Annotated in this window: 12 protein-coding genes and 2 riboswitches; of the genes, 5 read left to right on the top strand and 7 right to left on the bottom strand. The window is 43.9% G+C overall.

What is annotated here, in order from left to right:
* Positions 1-30: 30 nt before the first annotated feature.
* The 3 genes from MUN89_RS07845 to MUN89_RS07835 are packed head-to-tail and all read right to left on the bottom strand — an operon-like array spanning position 31 to position 4,524.
* Positions 31-1,521 (bottom strand): UxaA family hydrolase, encoded by a 1,491-nt coding sequence (locus tag MUN89_RS07845; protein WP_244712713.1) that lies wholly within the window; start codon positions 1,519-1,521, stop codon positions 31-33.
* Positions 1,522-1,531: 10 nt separating this feature from the next.
* Positions 1,532-2,968: a glucuronate isomerase gene (uxaC, locus tag MUN89_RS07840; protein WP_244713635.1), complete on the bottom strand. Its 1,437-nt coding sequence runs from the start codon at positions 2,966-2,968 to the stop codon at positions 1,532-1,534.
* Between the two features lie 29 nt (positions 2,969-2,997).
* Complete coding sequence (locus MUN89_RS07835; RefSeq protein WP_244712711.1) at positions 2,998-4,524, bottom strand: tagaturonate reductase; 1,527 nt, start codon at positions 4,522-4,524, stop codon at positions 2,998-3,000.
* Positions 4,525-4,673: 149 nt separating this feature from the next.
* Here MUN89_RS07835 and MUN89_RS07830 point away from each other — a divergent pair, with 149 nt between their 5' ends.
* Positions 4,674-5,663: a LacI family DNA-binding transcriptional regulator gene (locus MUN89_RS07830; RefSeq protein WP_244712710.1), complete on the top strand. Its 990-nt coding sequence runs from the start codon at positions 4,674-4,676 to the stop codon at positions 5,661-5,663.
* A 50-nt stretch (positions 5,664-5,713) separates the two neighbouring features.
* Here MUN89_RS07830 and MUN89_RS07825 read toward each other — a convergent pair whose 3' ends face one another.
* The 4 genes from MUN89_RS07825 to MUN89_RS07810 all read right to left on the bottom strand — a co-directional run bounded on the left by MUN89_RS07825 (position 5,714) and on the right by MUN89_RS07810 (position 11,087).
* Positions 5,714-5,893 carry a hypothetical protein gene (locus MUN89_RS07825; protein ID WP_244712709.1) on the bottom strand — a complete coding sequence of 60 codons (180 nt, stop codon included), beginning with the start codon at positions 5,891-5,893 and terminating at the stop codon, positions 5,714-5,716.
* A 158-nt stretch (positions 5,894-6,051) separates the two neighbouring features.
* Entirely contained in the window at positions 6,052-8,361 is a 2,310-nt protein-coding gene (gene metE, locus MUN89_RS07820) for a 5-methyltetrahydropteroyltriglutamate--homocysteine S-methyltransferase (RefSeq protein ID WP_244712708.1), read from the bottom strand.
* A gap of 158 nt (positions 8,362-8,519) precedes the next feature.
* A riboswitch (cobalamin riboswitch) is annotated at positions 8,520-8,708 on the bottom strand.
* A 61-nt stretch (positions 8,709-8,769) separates the two neighbouring features.
* Positions 8,770-8,881: riboswitch (SAM riboswitch) on the bottom strand.
* A 47-nt stretch (positions 8,882-8,928) separates the two neighbouring features.
* Positions 8,929-10,410: a sensor histidine kinase gene (locus MUN89_RS07815; RefSeq protein ID WP_244712707.1), complete on the bottom strand. Its 1,482-nt coding sequence runs from the start codon at positions 10,408-10,410 to the stop codon at positions 8,929-8,931.
* Positions 10,407-11,087 carry a response regulator transcription factor gene (locus MUN89_RS07810; protein ID WP_244712706.1) on the bottom strand — a complete coding sequence of 227 codons (681 nt, stop codon included), beginning with the start codon at positions 11,085-11,087 and terminating at the stop codon, positions 10,407-10,409. Before MUN89_RS07810 ends, MUN89_RS07815 begins: the two co-directional genes overlap by 4 nt.
* A gap of 202 nt (positions 11,088-11,289) precedes the next feature.
* Here MUN89_RS07810 and MUN89_RS07805 point away from each other — a divergent pair, with 202 nt between their 5' ends.
* Genes MUN89_RS07805 through MUN89_RS07790 form a run of 4 tightly spaced genes read left to right on the top strand, consistent with a single transcriptional unit; the run spans position 11,290 to position 15,175 of the window.
* Complete coding sequence (locus tag MUN89_RS07805) at positions 11,290-13,446, top strand: glycosyltransferase family 39 protein (protein ID WP_244712705.1); 2,157 nt, start codon at positions 11,290-11,292, stop codon at positions 13,444-13,446.
* Between the two features lie 32 nt (positions 13,447-13,478).
* Positions 13,479-14,498, top strand: coding sequence for a glycosyltransferase family 2 protein (locus MUN89_RS07800; RefSeq protein ID WP_244712704.1), 1,020 nt, complete (start codon positions 13,479-13,481; stop codon positions 14,496-14,498).
* A complete protein-coding gene (locus tag MUN89_RS07795; protein ID WP_244712703.1) occupies positions 14,473-14,901 on the top strand; it encodes a GtrA family protein in 429 nt (142 codons plus the stop codon). The genes MUN89_RS07800 and MUN89_RS07795 overlap by 26 nt, the downstream gene beginning before the upstream one ends.
* Positions 14,891-15,175, top strand: coding sequence for a hypothetical protein (locus MUN89_RS07790; RefSeq protein ID WP_244712701.1), 285 nt, complete (start codon positions 14,891-14,893; stop codon positions 15,173-15,175). Before MUN89_RS07795 ends, MUN89_RS07790 begins: the two co-directional genes overlap by 11 nt.
* The last annotated feature ends 192 nt before the right edge of the window (positions 15,176-15,367 follow it).

Genomic DNA, 15,367 nt, shown 5'->3' with positions numbered 1-15,367 from the left:
TCCGGAAAGGACAAGGCGAGAATAGCTCCATTATAAGGTAACGCCTGATTTAAAGATGGCGATTTCCCTGAAATCATTAATCTCATTATTCACTGGTTTCCCATTTGCGACTTGGATGACGTATTCAATGAATTCATCCAAAAGTTCATCTGGATCATAATCTGCAAGGAGTTTTCCTGCATCAAAATCTATCCAATGCTTCTTTTTTTCGTAGATTTGAGAGTTGGTTGAAATCTTTACTGTAGGTACAAAAGAGCCAAACGGTGTACCTCTTCCTGTTGTGAATAAGACAAGCTGACAACCAGCCGACGCAAGCGCGCTGGATGCAACAAGATCGTTTCCTGGAGAGCTCAGCAGGTTCAGACCCTTCGTCGTTAAAGTCTCTCCATATTTCAGCACATCTTGTACAGTTGAGGTGCCGGCTTTTTGAGTGCAGCCCAGTGACTTATCCTCAAGAGTAGTAATCCCCCCGTCTTTATTTCCAGGGGAAGGATTTTCATAGATCGGCTGGTTGTGTTGGATAAAATACTGCTTAAAATCGTTGATCATCTGTACCGTTTCATTAAAAACCTCTTCATTAGCGGCTCTTTCCATTAATAAAGACTCTGCTCCAAACATTTCAGGAACTTCTGTGAGCACGGTCGTTCCATTCTGAGCAGCCATAAAGTCCGAGAGCCTGCCCAACAGGGGATTCGCTGTGATTCCAGAAAAACCGTCTGAGCCTCCACATTTCAGCCCTATCTTTAATTCCGATAGAGGTACTTCCTCCCGTCTATCCCGCTTACCGCTTTGGTAGATTTCATGAAGCAAAGATACGCCTGCTTCCATTTCATCAGAAACATCCTGCGATACTAGAAATTTTACACGATCCTCATTAAACTCCCCAAGCGATTCCTTTAAATCATAGATGTTATTATTCTCACATCCGAGCCCTAACACAAGTACTCCTCCTGCATTCGGATGGTTGATGGCATTTCCAAGAATGGTTTTCGTGTTTTCGTGATCATCTCCAAGCTGTGAGCATCCATAGTTATGTTTTAACACATGGATATTTTCAAAAGGAGCGATGTCGCCGACTTCACTTTTAAATTGCTTGACCATTAACTCTGCAATTCCATTTACACACCCGACCGTAGGAACGATCCACAATTCATTCCTGATGCCAACACGTCCATCATCACGCTTGTAGCCTTGAAAAGTTAAATGCTGATTTTGAAACGGGTTCTCCTTGAAGTTTGGGGAATACAAGTATTCCTGGACTCCTTCCAGGTTTGTTTTTGTATTCGTTGTATGAACCCATCCTCCTTTTTCAACGTCTTCTGTCAGGCGGCCGATTGGAAAACCGTACTTAATCACCTGATCGCCTCTATTTAATGCATTCAGCGCCATTTTATGTCCCTGGGGGATGGACTCTTTTACTTCAATCTCCTGGTCGCCTATTCGTACTTTTTCTCCGTTTGCTAAATCTTTAAGTGCAACCCAGACATTATCCCGTTCATTTATTTGTACTACTTCTTTCATTGTTTACCTCCTAGAGACTGGATGATGATGGACTGGCTGAAGAGCTGCTGACGGAGATTTCCTCAAAGCCCAAGTACTGCTTAGCGTTTTCATAGGAAACACCTTGCACAATCTGCTTCAGAAGGTCTTCATCATTAGGAATTTCGCCCTTTTCAACCCATTCGCCTAATAAGTCACAAAATAGTCTTCTAAAATATTCATGGCGTGTATAGGAGAGAAAACTTCTGGAGTCTGTCAGCATTCCAATAAAACGGCTGAGCAGCCCGATGTTCGCAAGTGTTTTCATTTGACTGAGCATGCCTTCCTTATGATCGTTAAACCACCAGGCAGTACCGAATTGAATCTTCCCGGGCACGCCTCCGCCCTGAAAGCTTCCTGTAATGGCGGCGAGAACCGGGTTATCATTGGGATTTAAAGAATAAAGGACAGTTTTAGGCAGACTGTGACCTTTTTCTAAAGAATCGAGTAAATGAACAAGCGGTTTCGCAATCGGTTCGTCGTTCATACTGTCATAGCCGGTGTCAGGGCCAAGGTCAGCGAGCATTCGGGAATTATTATTTCTCAGTGCGTTAATATGAAATTGCATAATCCATCCGTGCGAAGCATAACGCTCTGCTAAAAATTTAAGGGTAAAGGATTTATATTTCGCTTCTTCTTCTTTAGAGACTTTTGCTCCTGTCATCACATGTTTGAAAATCGTGGAGGCTTCTTCCATAGTCGTCTCGGCAAACATCATCGTATCTAAAGCATGATCCGATACTCTTCCTCCGACAGCATGGAAAAATTCGATTCTTGATTCCAGAGCAGCTAAAAAGTCTTCATAACTGCGAATGGGTATATGTGACACTTCTCCAAGCTTTTCGACCCAGTTTTTAAACCCTTCCTTATTTAGTTCCAGTCCTTTATCCGGGCGAAAACTTGGCAGCACCTGAAACGAAAGATCTTCTTCCTTAAGAAGTTGATGATATTCCAAGGAATCTGTGGGATCATCAGTAGTACATACGACTTCCACTTTGGATTTTGTAATGAAATCCCTGGTGGAAAATCCTTCTGATTGAAGCTTTTCGTTTACAGTTTCCCAAATTGCAGGAGCTGTTTCTTCATTGAGCAGTTCCTTTACTCCAAAATAGCGCTCGAGTTCTAAATGAGTCCAATGGTATAACGGATTGCCAACCGTCATCGGAACCGTCCTGGCATACGCCAAAAACTTCTCATAATCGCTTGCATCCCCTGTAACATAGGCTTCTTCCATGCCATTAGCTCTCATTGCTCTCCATTTATAATGATCGCCATACAGCCATACTTCAGTAATGTTGTGATAAGGTTTATTTTCATAAATCTCTTTCGGACTTAAATGACAATGGTAATCAATGATCGGCATATCCTTTGCATAGGTTTCATACAACCGGACAGCGGTTTCATTATTTAACAAAAAGCGTTCATCCATAAATTTCTTCAACAAGGACCATCCTTTCCCTATTTGTTTACTTCCTTCTTATTCATTAATTCCTCCAAGGCGGGCTGTGCTCCTAGGCGGAGCATCAATTCAATGTGCTCATGTATACGCTCTGCAAGGTTAGGGAACCGAGTTAAGTCTTCCCCCCATAAGGCAGTCCGGGCAAGGATTTGACGAACGGATTCTATATAAATTCCCTTTTTAGAGCTCTCCCAGAAATGAATAAAGGCGTTCATGGCTGCTTCGGTATCACGAACCTTGTACGCCACACCTTCACGCTCCCCTGTAAAATGACCTTCTTCTACAGACACTGGTTTATAATAGACAAACATGGCTGCCAGAGCATAACTCATGAAGGAAGGGAGCTGACCCGTTTCTGCATAATAGTTCTGAAACAAAGGAAGAACCCTCGCTCTGAATTTATTTACCGCATTTAAGCCGAGATCAGTTAAGTAATGCTTAATATAAGGATTTTGAAATCGTTCGATGACAGCTTCACTGAATTGAATCGTTTCATCACGGTCAAAAGATAAATAAGGCATGATTTCTGTTTCCATGGCCTCGCTCACGAAATCCTTAAGTAGAGGATCCTTCATCGCTTCATACACTGTATTAAGTCCGTATAAAAAGCCTGCCGCAAACATCATCGTATGAGGCGCATTTAACAGGCTTACCTTCAACGTTCGATAAGGCTGAACTTTGGCCCACTTAACGTTTAACCCCGCTTGTTGTAAGGGCAGAAGATCCTCAAGTTCCTGATCAGCTTCAATGACAAATAAATGAAAAGGCTCACCTGTAACCATAAGCTCGTCATGATAACCTAGCCGGTGTTCCCAATCCAGTGCATGTTCCTTTGGATATCCCGGCACAATCCGGTCTACAAGTGTGTTGCAGAACGTATTTCTTTCTTGTACCCATTTTTTAAACGGAACTGGTAAACGCCAGTCTTCAGCGATGGTCAATACGATTTCTTTCAACTTCGTCCCATTGTCTTCGACGAGCTCACAAGGGATAACTACAAGACCTGGTGCCTCTTCTTTCCCTTTGCATTGGTAGCGATGAAATAAACAGGCAGTGACTTTCCCTGGAAACGACAGCGGAGACTGGGAAGGATCATACTCTTCTCTGCTATAAGAGAGTCCCGCTTCAGTCGTATTAGAGAAAATAAATTGCAGTTCATCAGAAGCTGCAGTATTTAAAACCTCCTGCCAATTTTCATACGGGTTGATACTGCGGGAGATGGAGCAGTTTACTTCAACCTCTTCCACTTCTTTCCCGTTGTCCAATCCTTGGAGAATCGTCGTATAAAGATTTTCCTGACGTTCAAGCTTTGGCACGACTCGTCCATGAGGAGTAGGCTGAACCGCTGCGACTCGGCCGTTAAATACTCCTTTATCATTCATCTGCTGTACCATCCAATTCGTAAAGCAGCGGAGGAAATTCCCTTCACCAAACTGCAAAATTTTTTCAGGTAGAGAGTCTACGGGTTGAATGGAGGAATGCTTCAATTTACGTGTTAGAACTAGCTTTTTATCCAGTAAGTCCACAGGTTACCTCCTTTCTAAATAACAACGTTGTTATTAACTGTTAAAAAAATATTCTGAAAACAACGTTGTTATTTTAAATCATATAAAGTTAAGCTATAATTGTCAATGACTATTCTAATTTTTATCACTATTAATGCAGGAGGAGCTTTATGGGAGTTACCATTAAAGATATAGCCAAAAAAGCGGGGGTAAGTTATTCCACCGTTTCTAAAGCACTCAGAGACAGCCCGCTTGTTCAGAAGCCGACGAAAAACAAAATCATGGCGATCGCAGAAGAACTAGGGTACCAGCCGAATATTGCGGCCAGAAGTCTCGTATCAAAAAAATCCTGGGTCGTTGGAGTGGTTTGGCCATCAGTGGAACGGATGACACTATCCGCATTGATTACAAAGGTAAATAAAGAACTCGAGGAAAAGCAATATACGACTGTCCTTTCCATTAATGAGATCGATTCAGCCATCCAAACCTTTCAGCGTTTTCAAGTAGATGCCATACTGGTTTTTCGTGATCAGGCAAACAGCCCGTTTGAATTAGAGGCCCTGGATACGAACATTCCCATTCTTTTTTATGGAACACAATCCGATCAAGTCTCTCCAGTCGTGGATGTAAACCGAAAAAAAGCGATTGAGCTTGCTGTCGAGCATCTTTCAAAGCTTGGCCATAAAAAAATGGCTTATATCGGAAATCTGGGTGAAAAGGATACGCTGCAGCAGGAAAAGGTACAGACTTTTCAGCACATGCTTGTTCGAAAAGGGATCGAGTCTGGCGGGATCCCTTTATTAAATGGGCTCGAAGCATCGGAAGGCTATAGAGCGGGCAGACAAATCATTCAAGCAGCTTCCCCGCCTACTGCAATATTGAGCGGAAGTTATGATTTGACTCGAGGACTGTTTCAAGCGTTGCATGAAGCAGGTCTATCTGTTCCCCAGGATATTTCTATAGCCAGTTATGATCATGTCCCACAAATGCTGGAATTTGATCCGCCTGTAACCAGTGTCGGGGTGCCAATTGAAAAAGTCGCTGAAGAAATCGCCGCGATTTTGCTCCGTATGATTGACCAAACTGATGTCCAGCAAACCTATTTACTAGACCCGGAGCTCGCTGTCCGGACTTCCACACGGCACAGAATAAACCAGTAGAGACTAAGCTCTACTGGTTTATTTTCATATCTAAACGGATGATTTTTTTATTAAAGGTTTTCGGGCTTGGAGGCTTCATTGCCAGCCCCATGTTCAATATAATCCTGTTCAAGCATAGTCCTGTCTTTCATTGACAGATTCGCTTCCTGAGCTTCACGCTTGCCTCTTTTTTCAAAGTAGATCGCTACTGTAATGATTGCTGCTGGAATTAATAACAACAGCCACATCATCGAGATCCCCTCCTAGGGTTAAATTGGATTACGGTTATTATATTCCCGCTGAACTGGTTTATACTCCAATTTAACAGGAAACAGGGACAGGGACTGATTTCCTGTAATAAACCTGCCGTTTTTGTCATCTCATTGTAAGCGTTTCCGATACTTTAGGCCTACCTGGCTTTCGTCGAATTCGTCAGCTTGATCTCTTCTCTTTTTAGACGGGCAGCTTCGGTCATATTTTTGAGAGACTCTACCGTTTCCTTAATGTTTCTTGTTTTAAGCCCACAATCCGGGTTCACCCAAAACTGCTCGGGATCAAGCACTTGTAGAGCGCGGGTGATACTCTTTTCCATTTCTTCCACAGGTGGTATTCTAGGACTGTGAATATCATACACGCCAAGTCCAATTCCCTTGTCGTAATGGTCGTTCTCAAAAGCAGCTACTAAACCACCGTGACTTCTAGCCGCTTCAATAGAAATCACATCAGCATCCAGTTGATCAATCGTATCCATGATGTCATTAAAGTTCGAATAGCACATATGGGTATGGATTTGAGTCTCATCTTTAGCTAAGGTTGTCGTAAGTTTAAAAGCGTACACTGCTTCAGCTAAATATTTTGCCTGCTTTTCCACTTTTAAAGGCAGACCTTCCCGTAAAGCAGGCTCATCGACTTGAATCATATGAATATCCCGCTCTTCCAAGGCATGGATTTCTTTCTGCAAAGCTAAAGCGATCTGTCTATTCACATCAAATTTACTCACATCATTCCGGACGAATGACCAGTTAGTAATCGTAACAGGACCAGTAAGCATGCCCTTAAGCGGTTTATCCGTCAAGGATTGAGCAAACGCAATCTCTTCAACCGTCATCGGTTCTTTCCAATAGACATCTCCATAGACAACTGGAGGCTTTACACATCTTGAACCGTAAGACTGTACCCAGCCAAAACGGGTAAACGCAAATCCACCGAGCTTTTCTCCGAAAAATTCAACCATATCATTCCGTTCAAATTCTCCATGAACGAGTACATCCAAACCGATGGTTTCCTGACAGGAGACCCATTCGGAAATGTTTCTCTCGATAAACTCTTTGTATTCTTCGTTACCCCAATCTCCTTTTCTCCATTTAGAACGGGCCTGACGAATTTCTTTCGTTTGGGGAAGACTTCCAATTGTTGTTGCAGGCAGTAAAGGAAGTCGAAAAAATTCCTCGTGCACCTTCTTACGACGGCTGTATGGAAGCTTGCGTCCAGGAGTTCTCGTATTCCAATCGGACACTTCCTGTTTGACGTCTCCGCGGTTCCGTTCTTCTGACTGCTTTAAGGCGTCCAATTGCCGCCATTGATCGTCTATCACCGGTTCGATGCTTGCTTTTCCTTCATTCAGTCCCTTGGTAAGTATGGTTACTTCCTCAAGCTTTTCATCGGCAAAGGCAAGAGCTCCCTTTAATAACGGCGGCAGGGAATCTTCCGTTTCAATAGTAACTGGGGTATGGAGCAAGCTGCAGGAAGGCTGAATAATCAGCTGGTCTGAATCAACACATTCAGCAAGCTTCTCTAAGTATTCGAATCGATCGTTTAAATCAGCCTTCCACACGTTGCGTCCATCGATCATGCCTGCCGCTAACACTTTCTCTTTAGGAAATCCAAATTTTTTCAATTGGGCAAAGTTCGCGCCTTCATCGTGCACAAAGTCGAAACCAATGCCATCGACCGGGAGATTGATGATTTCTTCGTAGCGGTCAACCGCTTCAAAATAGGATTGCAGCAGAAGTTTGACATTGGAAAGCCCACTTGTTATTTCGTGATACACTTCTTTCAAAAGCTCGACTTCCTCGTCAGAAATGGACGTGCTTACTACAGGTTCATCCACCTGAATCCATTCAGCCCCTGCTTCTTCCAAATCTTTAAAGACTTGCATATAGTGAGGAATCAATTGACGCACACAGCTTGCGAAATCGTTTTCTTGATAGCCTTTAGCGAGCTTAACTAAAGTTAAAGGACCTAGGATGACCGGCTTTGTTTTTACATGAAGCTCATTTTTTGCTTCTAAAAAGTAATCAAGCAGCTGGTTATGAGCGACTCGTGGAGCAAAATGGTCTATTTCAGGAACAATATAATGGTAATTGGTATTGAACCATTTCGTCATTTCACACGCTACCGCTTCTTTGCTGCCACGGGCCATGGCAAAATACGTCGCCAAGTCGTCCGTTCCCGTTTCGCTTTTGAATCGGTCTGGAATCAGCCCGAACATGAACGCCGTATCAAGAACGTGATCATACAAGCTGAAATCTCCAACGGGAATGAGATCAATGCCTTTTTCCTTCTGCTTGTTAATGTGAGAAAATCGCTGTTCTTTCATTTCTGTCAAAAGCTCATTTTCTGAAAGTGAACCTTCCCAAAATGCCTCTAACGCTTTTTTCCATTCACGTCTTTCACCAATACGTGGATAACCAAGAGATGAACTCCTCCATTGTTTCATTCCATATGCCTCCATTCTGTTTCAAGCAAGTGAATAAATGATAAAAAAATCTTAAGCATAAAAAAATCTCTCTTCGCAAAGAGAGATTGTTATGAAAAAGGCCTGATCATGCACAGACCTGTCCTGTTTTCACAACACCTCCCTATCCTCGTAGGTTTAGTGACCAACACCAACAGGCAGGTCTCCTGACTTATGATCATCACTTCCTGCGCCTTCCCATCGAGATCGACAGTGACGTGTTGCAGGCAGCTCCCATATACAGTGGCGGGACCGTGCCGGATTTGCACCGGCTTCCCTTTTAAGCTGTTTACAGCAAGATCAACAGCACCTTTGGTTATTCCTATTTACGCGCTGCTAATAAAAAACCTCCCTATCAGCTGTGATAGAGAGGTTTATGCTTCCGCGCGCCTCTCATTTTTCAGAGTGAAAAACACTCTGCAGGATTTAGCACCAGTCCAGCTTAACGCTGGCAGGTTGCCGGGCTTCACAGGGCCAGTCCCTCCGCCGCTCTTAATAAGAGATGATTTTAATGGATTAAAGGAATACTAGCATTTAATCCTTTCCTTGTCAATTGAGGTTTGCCTTTAAAGGCAGGCTGACGGAAAAAGTAGATCCTTGATCAATCGCACTTGTCACACGTACACTTCCTCCATGGGCCTCAACAATGGATTTCGTAATGGAAAGCCCCAGCCCTGCCCCGCCATATTTTCTCGTTCGGGATTCTTCCACACGGAAAAACCGGTCAAAAATATGGTCAAGGTTGTTTTCGCTGATTCCAGGTCCATTATCCTGCACTTTTAATTCAGCACGACCGCGGACAGGCGATAGAGAAACGGTAATCTTCCCTTGGGCATCGTCCGTATGCTGAACAGCATTATGGAAAAGATTCAGCAAAACTTGTTTCATTTTATCTGCATCCATGTTTACATAGACGTCCTCTTTGACTTGGAAGTCAACATGTCGATCTCCTGCTAATAAATGCAGCTGATTTTCCATATCAAGGACAAGCCTTGTAAGGGAAGATGGAACGAGATCAAGTTCTGGCCTCCGATCAAGCTTTGCAAGCAGTAATAATTCTTCGACAAGCTTAATAATCCGCCGCGATTCACCGTGCATACTATTGAGGCCTGTGTATAGCTGATCTTTATTTTCAGCCGCCCCTCTCAGAAGTACTTCTAAATACCCGTGAATAGAAGTGAGCGGCGTACGAAGCTCATGAGAAGCGTCTGCGATAAAGCGCCGCATTTGCTCTTTTGCTTCTTTTTCATGCTCAAAAGAAACCTCCAGCCGCTCCAGCATTTCGTTAAAAGAGTCAGCCAGCCGGTCAATTTCTTCCTGCCCTTGCTGTTCAGGGAGTCTGTCCTTTAAGTTTGCTGCACTAATTTTTTTTACGCCATCTACCATGGCGGACAAAGGCGTAAGAGTCCTCTTCAATACAGAAAAGTAAATGACGATTCCTGCGGCAAACGCTAAAATCGAGAGGACAATAAAGGTGAGCAGCTGGCGCCATAATACCTTTTGCAAACGAGAGGTACTCACGCCCATTTGAATGACGCCTCCAGTTTCTCCATTACGATTATGCATGACTGGTCTGAAAACGATCAATTGTTCCCTGCCTCCAGAATCCTGTACCACCTCGTGTTCGATGGGCTGATGCTTCTGAAGGTTTGCTTGTATTTGCTGAATCGCTTCATCAGAGAGTTCCGGAGCAGCAAGCTTACTATCCTGCAATAGATTGCTGTATGTTCCTTCTTTATTAATAAGGGCCAAAGAAAAATCCTCAATCATTAGAAATCTCGACCGCCCGTCTTCAGGCGGATCGGGGAGTGGTGCCTCGTTCAATATCATTTCCACGGGCATGGACATTAGTTGAGCCCTTACTGTTTCTGCTTCATTTTGATATAAAAAATTCTTCATAACTAAATATTGAACGATGCCAATCATCAATAGGATAAAGGAAAGGATAAACAGCATCCGTGTTAAAAGCTTAGACCTGAGTGAACCTGGTGCTGCCATGCGGCGGACAGCAGCCAGCCATCTTTTTATCATGGCAGATCCAGCCTGTATCCTGAACCTCTAATCGTTCGGATCAGCTGATGTTCCTTGTCCTTTAACTTATCGCGAAGTGCCCGCACGTACACTTCTACGATATTTTCTTCTCCTTGAAATGAATACCCCCACACTTTATCGAGGATCATTCCTTTACTCAAGACGATGCCATGATTCAAAATCATATATTTTAAAAGCTCGTATTCTGTTGGAGACAGAACGAGAACTTGATTTTGAAACAGAATTTCACGGCGGCGGTCATCAAGCTTAAAAGGCCCGTACACGACTTCGCCAAACATATTAGGAAATTGATTACGCAGCCGCGCGTTCATTCGCGCTAACAGCTCTTCAAAGCTGAAAGGCTTAATGACGTAATCATCAGCTCCGAGAGTGAGCCCTTTCACCCGATCGTCGACTTCATCCTTGGCGGTCAGCATGATGACAGACGCCTGTAGACCATTCTTTTTCAGCATACGGCACACTTCAAAACCATCGATCCCCGGCATCATAATATCGAGGATGACAATGTGCGGCTGAAAATCTTTAGCGATCGTGACAGCAGACATCCCTTCAGAAGCGGTTTTCACTTCAAAGCCTTCATTTTCAAGTCCCAGTTGAAGAAATTGAACAATATGTGGTTCATCATCCACAAGCAATACTTTGATTTCTGATTTCATTTAACTCAACCTTCCCCTGCAAGAGATGTCAGCCAGCTCCTGCAATCCTGCCTATCTATTTTCTCCTATTATAAAGGGTTCTGACAGCCGGGGATATCATTTTCAGCAAACTTTCAGCTAGTTTTAAAGGACAAATCAGCTTGGTCATGCACAATACAGGTACAGTCTCATTAACACATTGGAATTATAGGAGTGAATAGTCATGATCAATCGTTTTAAATCTCGTTTAGATGTTCCGCTGTTTTTTATCGTTCTGCTTTCCTTATTTTTAAATGGTTACAAAATTTGGACCGATGAATACGCCAATACTTATTACACCACTGCGGTAGGAAGTATGATGCAAAGCTTTCATAATTTCTTCTTCGGGTCGCTCGACTCCGCTGGTTCGGTAACCGTTGATAAACCACCGGTTACCTTTTGGATTCAAACCATAAGCGCTAAAATTTTTGGTCTGGAAGGCTGGAGTGTCATTCTTCCTCAAGCGCTTGCCGGAGTTGGGTCTGTGATTCTTCTCTACATCTTAGTAAAGCCTAACTTCGGGAAAATGGCAGCTCGGCTTGCTGCATTAGGAATGGCGGTTACACCTGTGGCTGTCGCGGTGAGCCGGACGAATAATATCGACAGCATGCTCGTATTTACCCTCCTGCTTGCGACGTTGCTTTTATTTAAAGGAGTGAGAAGTGGCAGTAAATGGAGCATTATGGCTGCATTCGCTGTTATCGGAATCGGTTTTAATATGAAAATGCTCCAAGCCTATATGGTTCTTCCCGCTTTTTACCTGTTCTATTTGTTAGGCGCGAAAGTGGACTGGAAAAAGAAGCTCGGAATCCTGACTGGGGCAACTACCGTGCTGATTGTGATCTCCCTATCATGGGCTTTAATTGTTGATTTAATTCCAGATGACCAGCGTCCTTATATTGGCAGCAGCGACACGAATTCCGTGCTTGAACTTGCGTTTGGCTATAACGGCCTGTCGAGGCTGACTGGACAGCAAGGACCCGGAGGCGGCGGAGATGGACAAGGTCAGCCTCCAGGTGATAACGGCACGACAAACGATATGCAGCAGCTTCCTAATGAACAGCCGGACTTCCAGCAAGGGAATGGCAAGGGAACAGCCGGAAATGCTGGCTTTGGACCACCCGACATGGAGAATGGGCAGCAAATGGGCGGTCAGAGAAATGGTCCCGGCGGTGCAGGAGGTATGTTCGGGACAGGAGAGAAAGGTCCGTTAAGACTTTTTAAATCCGCTTTATCCGGCCAGGCAAGCTGGCTGATTCCTTTTGCTGCTTTTGCCAGTCTGAGCCTACTTGCCGGATTCTCATTTAGAAATCGGACGGCAAAGCAGACAGAAATCATTTTCTGGCTCGCCTGGTTAATTCCAGGGATGGTCTTCTTCAGCGTCGCAGGCTTCTTCCACCACTATTATTTAATCATGCTTGCTCCACCGATTGCTGCCTTATTTGGAACAGGTGCTGTGAAGCTTTATCAAGATTACCGAACCAATGAAGGCTGGAAATCGTGGCTGCTTCCTGCAGCTGTGTGTATTACTGCGATTTTCCAGTGGTATATCATCCACCCTTATGATGACGTCATTGGAAACGGGTGGTCAATAGGAGTCGCAGTTCTAGGAATAGGTGTCTCCTTATGGCTGGTCTTCAGTAAGGATCGGCAGCCTCAGATAAAAACCTATATATCAGCTGCAGCTCTAACGGCCCTTCTCATTGGACCATTGTACTGGGCAGCTACTCCAATCGTCTATGGCGGGAACAGCATGATTCCACAGGCAGGACCAACAGGCGGCGAAATGGGAGGATTTGGCGCAAGAAATGCTCAAGCTCAAAGTGATCAGGATTTTGCTCAAGGGGACGCATCTGCAAAGCAGCCTCCTACCGGGCAAGGACAGAACAATTCTGTCAGCCGCTCCGCCAATATGGGAGGCGGTCCCGGAGGAATGAACGGCTCTCAATTAGATGAACAAACATTAACCTATTTAACAGAAAACAATTCAGGAGAAACATATCTGTTTGCCACTACCAGTTATCAAACAGCAGCACCTTATATTATAGACGAACAGGAATCCGTGATTACGATGGGAGGATTCTCTGGATCTGATCCCGTCTACTCCGTTGAAGAACTGAAAAAACTCGTAACAACCGGCCAATTGAAGTATTTCCTTATTTCTGAACGCGGAATGAGAGGCGGCGGCAGCTCTGAAGTAACCCAATGGATTAAAGAAAATGGCAAAGAAATTCCCGACGACGAATGGCAGTCCAATTCCGCAGATAATGGAAGCGAAGATTCTATGCGCTCAGGATTCGGAGGGGGATCTAGTTTATATGAAGTGAGCATTGACGAATAAAAAAACGCCACTCGAAAAGGAGGGTACAGCATATGGAACCATTTACGCTCTACGATAGGATGAATAGGAAAGAAAGGAAGGGGATGGCCGTGCGGTATTCAGTGATTGTCCCTGTTTACAATGAGGAAGAAGTCATTCATTCCAGTTTCAAACGGTTAAAGCAAGTCATGGATCAAACCTGTGAAACGTATGAGCTTATTTTTGTCAATGATGGCAGCGTTGATCAAACGCTCGCCATCCTCAAAAACTATGGCGATCAGGATGCAACAGTAAAAATTATCGATTTCGCCCGGAATTTCGGACACCAGATTGCCATTACTGCAGGGATGGATATGGCCAAAGGTGATGCCGTTATCGTTATTGATGCCGACCTTCAGGACCCTCCAGAATTAATTCACACCATGATAAAAAAGTGGAAGCAAGGGTATGAGGTGGTTTATGCGAAGAGGACAAAACGGAAAGGAGAATCTTTATTTAAGCGTTATACAGCCTCTTTATTTTACCGGACGCTCCGGACGTTGACGGAAGTAGACATTCCTTTAGACACAGGGGATTTCCGATTAATCGACCGAAAAGTGTGCGAGCAGATGAAGCAGCTCCATGAAAGAAACCGGTTCGTAAGAGGTCTCGTCAGCTGGGTCGGTTTCCGTCAGACTTCCGTAGAGTATGAACGAGATGAACGGCTGCTTGGGGAATCGAAGTATCCATTAAAGAAAATGCTTAAGCTTTCCTTGGATGGGATTACCTCCTTTTCCTATAAACCATTAAAACTAGCAACGTATGCCGGTGTCTTCCTTTCTCTGGCAGGGTTTATCTATATGCTTGCAGTCATTTACTTAAAGCTGTTTACTTCCCAGACAGTCGTCGGCTGGTCGTCGGTGATTGTTATCCAATTAGTCTTCAGCGGCTTTGTGCTGCTGATCCTCGGTGTCATGGGGGAATACATCGGGAGAATTTATGACGAATCAAAAAACCGGCCGCTTTATGTCATACGTGAAAGCTACGGCATAAAGGAAAACAAAGAACATGCCAAAATACTCAGCAAAAAATAGTGGAACCCAATTCATGAAGTTCAGCCTGACAGGAATACTGAACACAGTGATCGATGTGAGCCTCTTTTTCCTCCTCACTGCTGTTCATTTTCCTTACTGGCTGGCGCAGGGTTTGTCCTACAGCGGCGGTGTATTGAATAGTTATCTTGTGAATCGCAAGTGGACGTTTCAAAAAAAAGACGGACTGAAGAAGGAAGAATTATTACGTTTTATCCTCGTAAATGTAATCACTTTGCTGATCTCATCCATCGTTTTAAAAATGACACTCGACTATCTAAACCTACATCTAGTTGCGGCTAAAGGAACAGCCACCCTTTCAGGACTCGGCTTGAATTTCGGTTTGAGCCGCACGTGGGTATTTTCCGATAAAAAAATAAAAGGGGCGATTCAAAATGACCATTAAAAGAGTCGTCATTCCTGTAGCTGGATTAGGAACACGCTTTCTGCCGGCCTCCAACCTCGCTATTGGGAGATATATCTTAAACCCTTCCATATTCAAGCATCTGAAAAATCTCGAGAAAGGTTCTGGCAGCGAACACCAGTTAACCGATGCTTTAAAACAGTCGTTGCATCATGAAAGCATGGAAGTAGTGAAGCTCCATGGGGCAACGCTACGATACCGGCAATCGCTTAGGATACATGCAGGCAGTCTTGGAAATCGGAATACAACGAGATGAACTGCGTGAAGAATTGCTTTACTTCATGGCGAACCTCCTTAATAGAGAAAGCCGGGTGATTTCCTAATAGATGTCAAAGGTTTTACAATTAGTTAAAGTTATTGATAAAAACGTTTAAATTGGAAACGAATGGGAAGCGTTTAATGTAACACGGCAAAAGGAAAAACAATTTTTTTATTTAATTGATGCAGT

It is taken from the genome of Halobacillus salinarum (assembly GCF_022919095.1).
Lineage (GTDB): Bacteria > Bacillota > Bacilli > Bacillales > Halobacillaceae > Halobacillus_B > Halobacillus_B salinarum.
The sequence above is the reverse complement of the archived record's forward strand: the minus strand, read 5'-3'. Positions and strand labels throughout refer to the sequence as shown.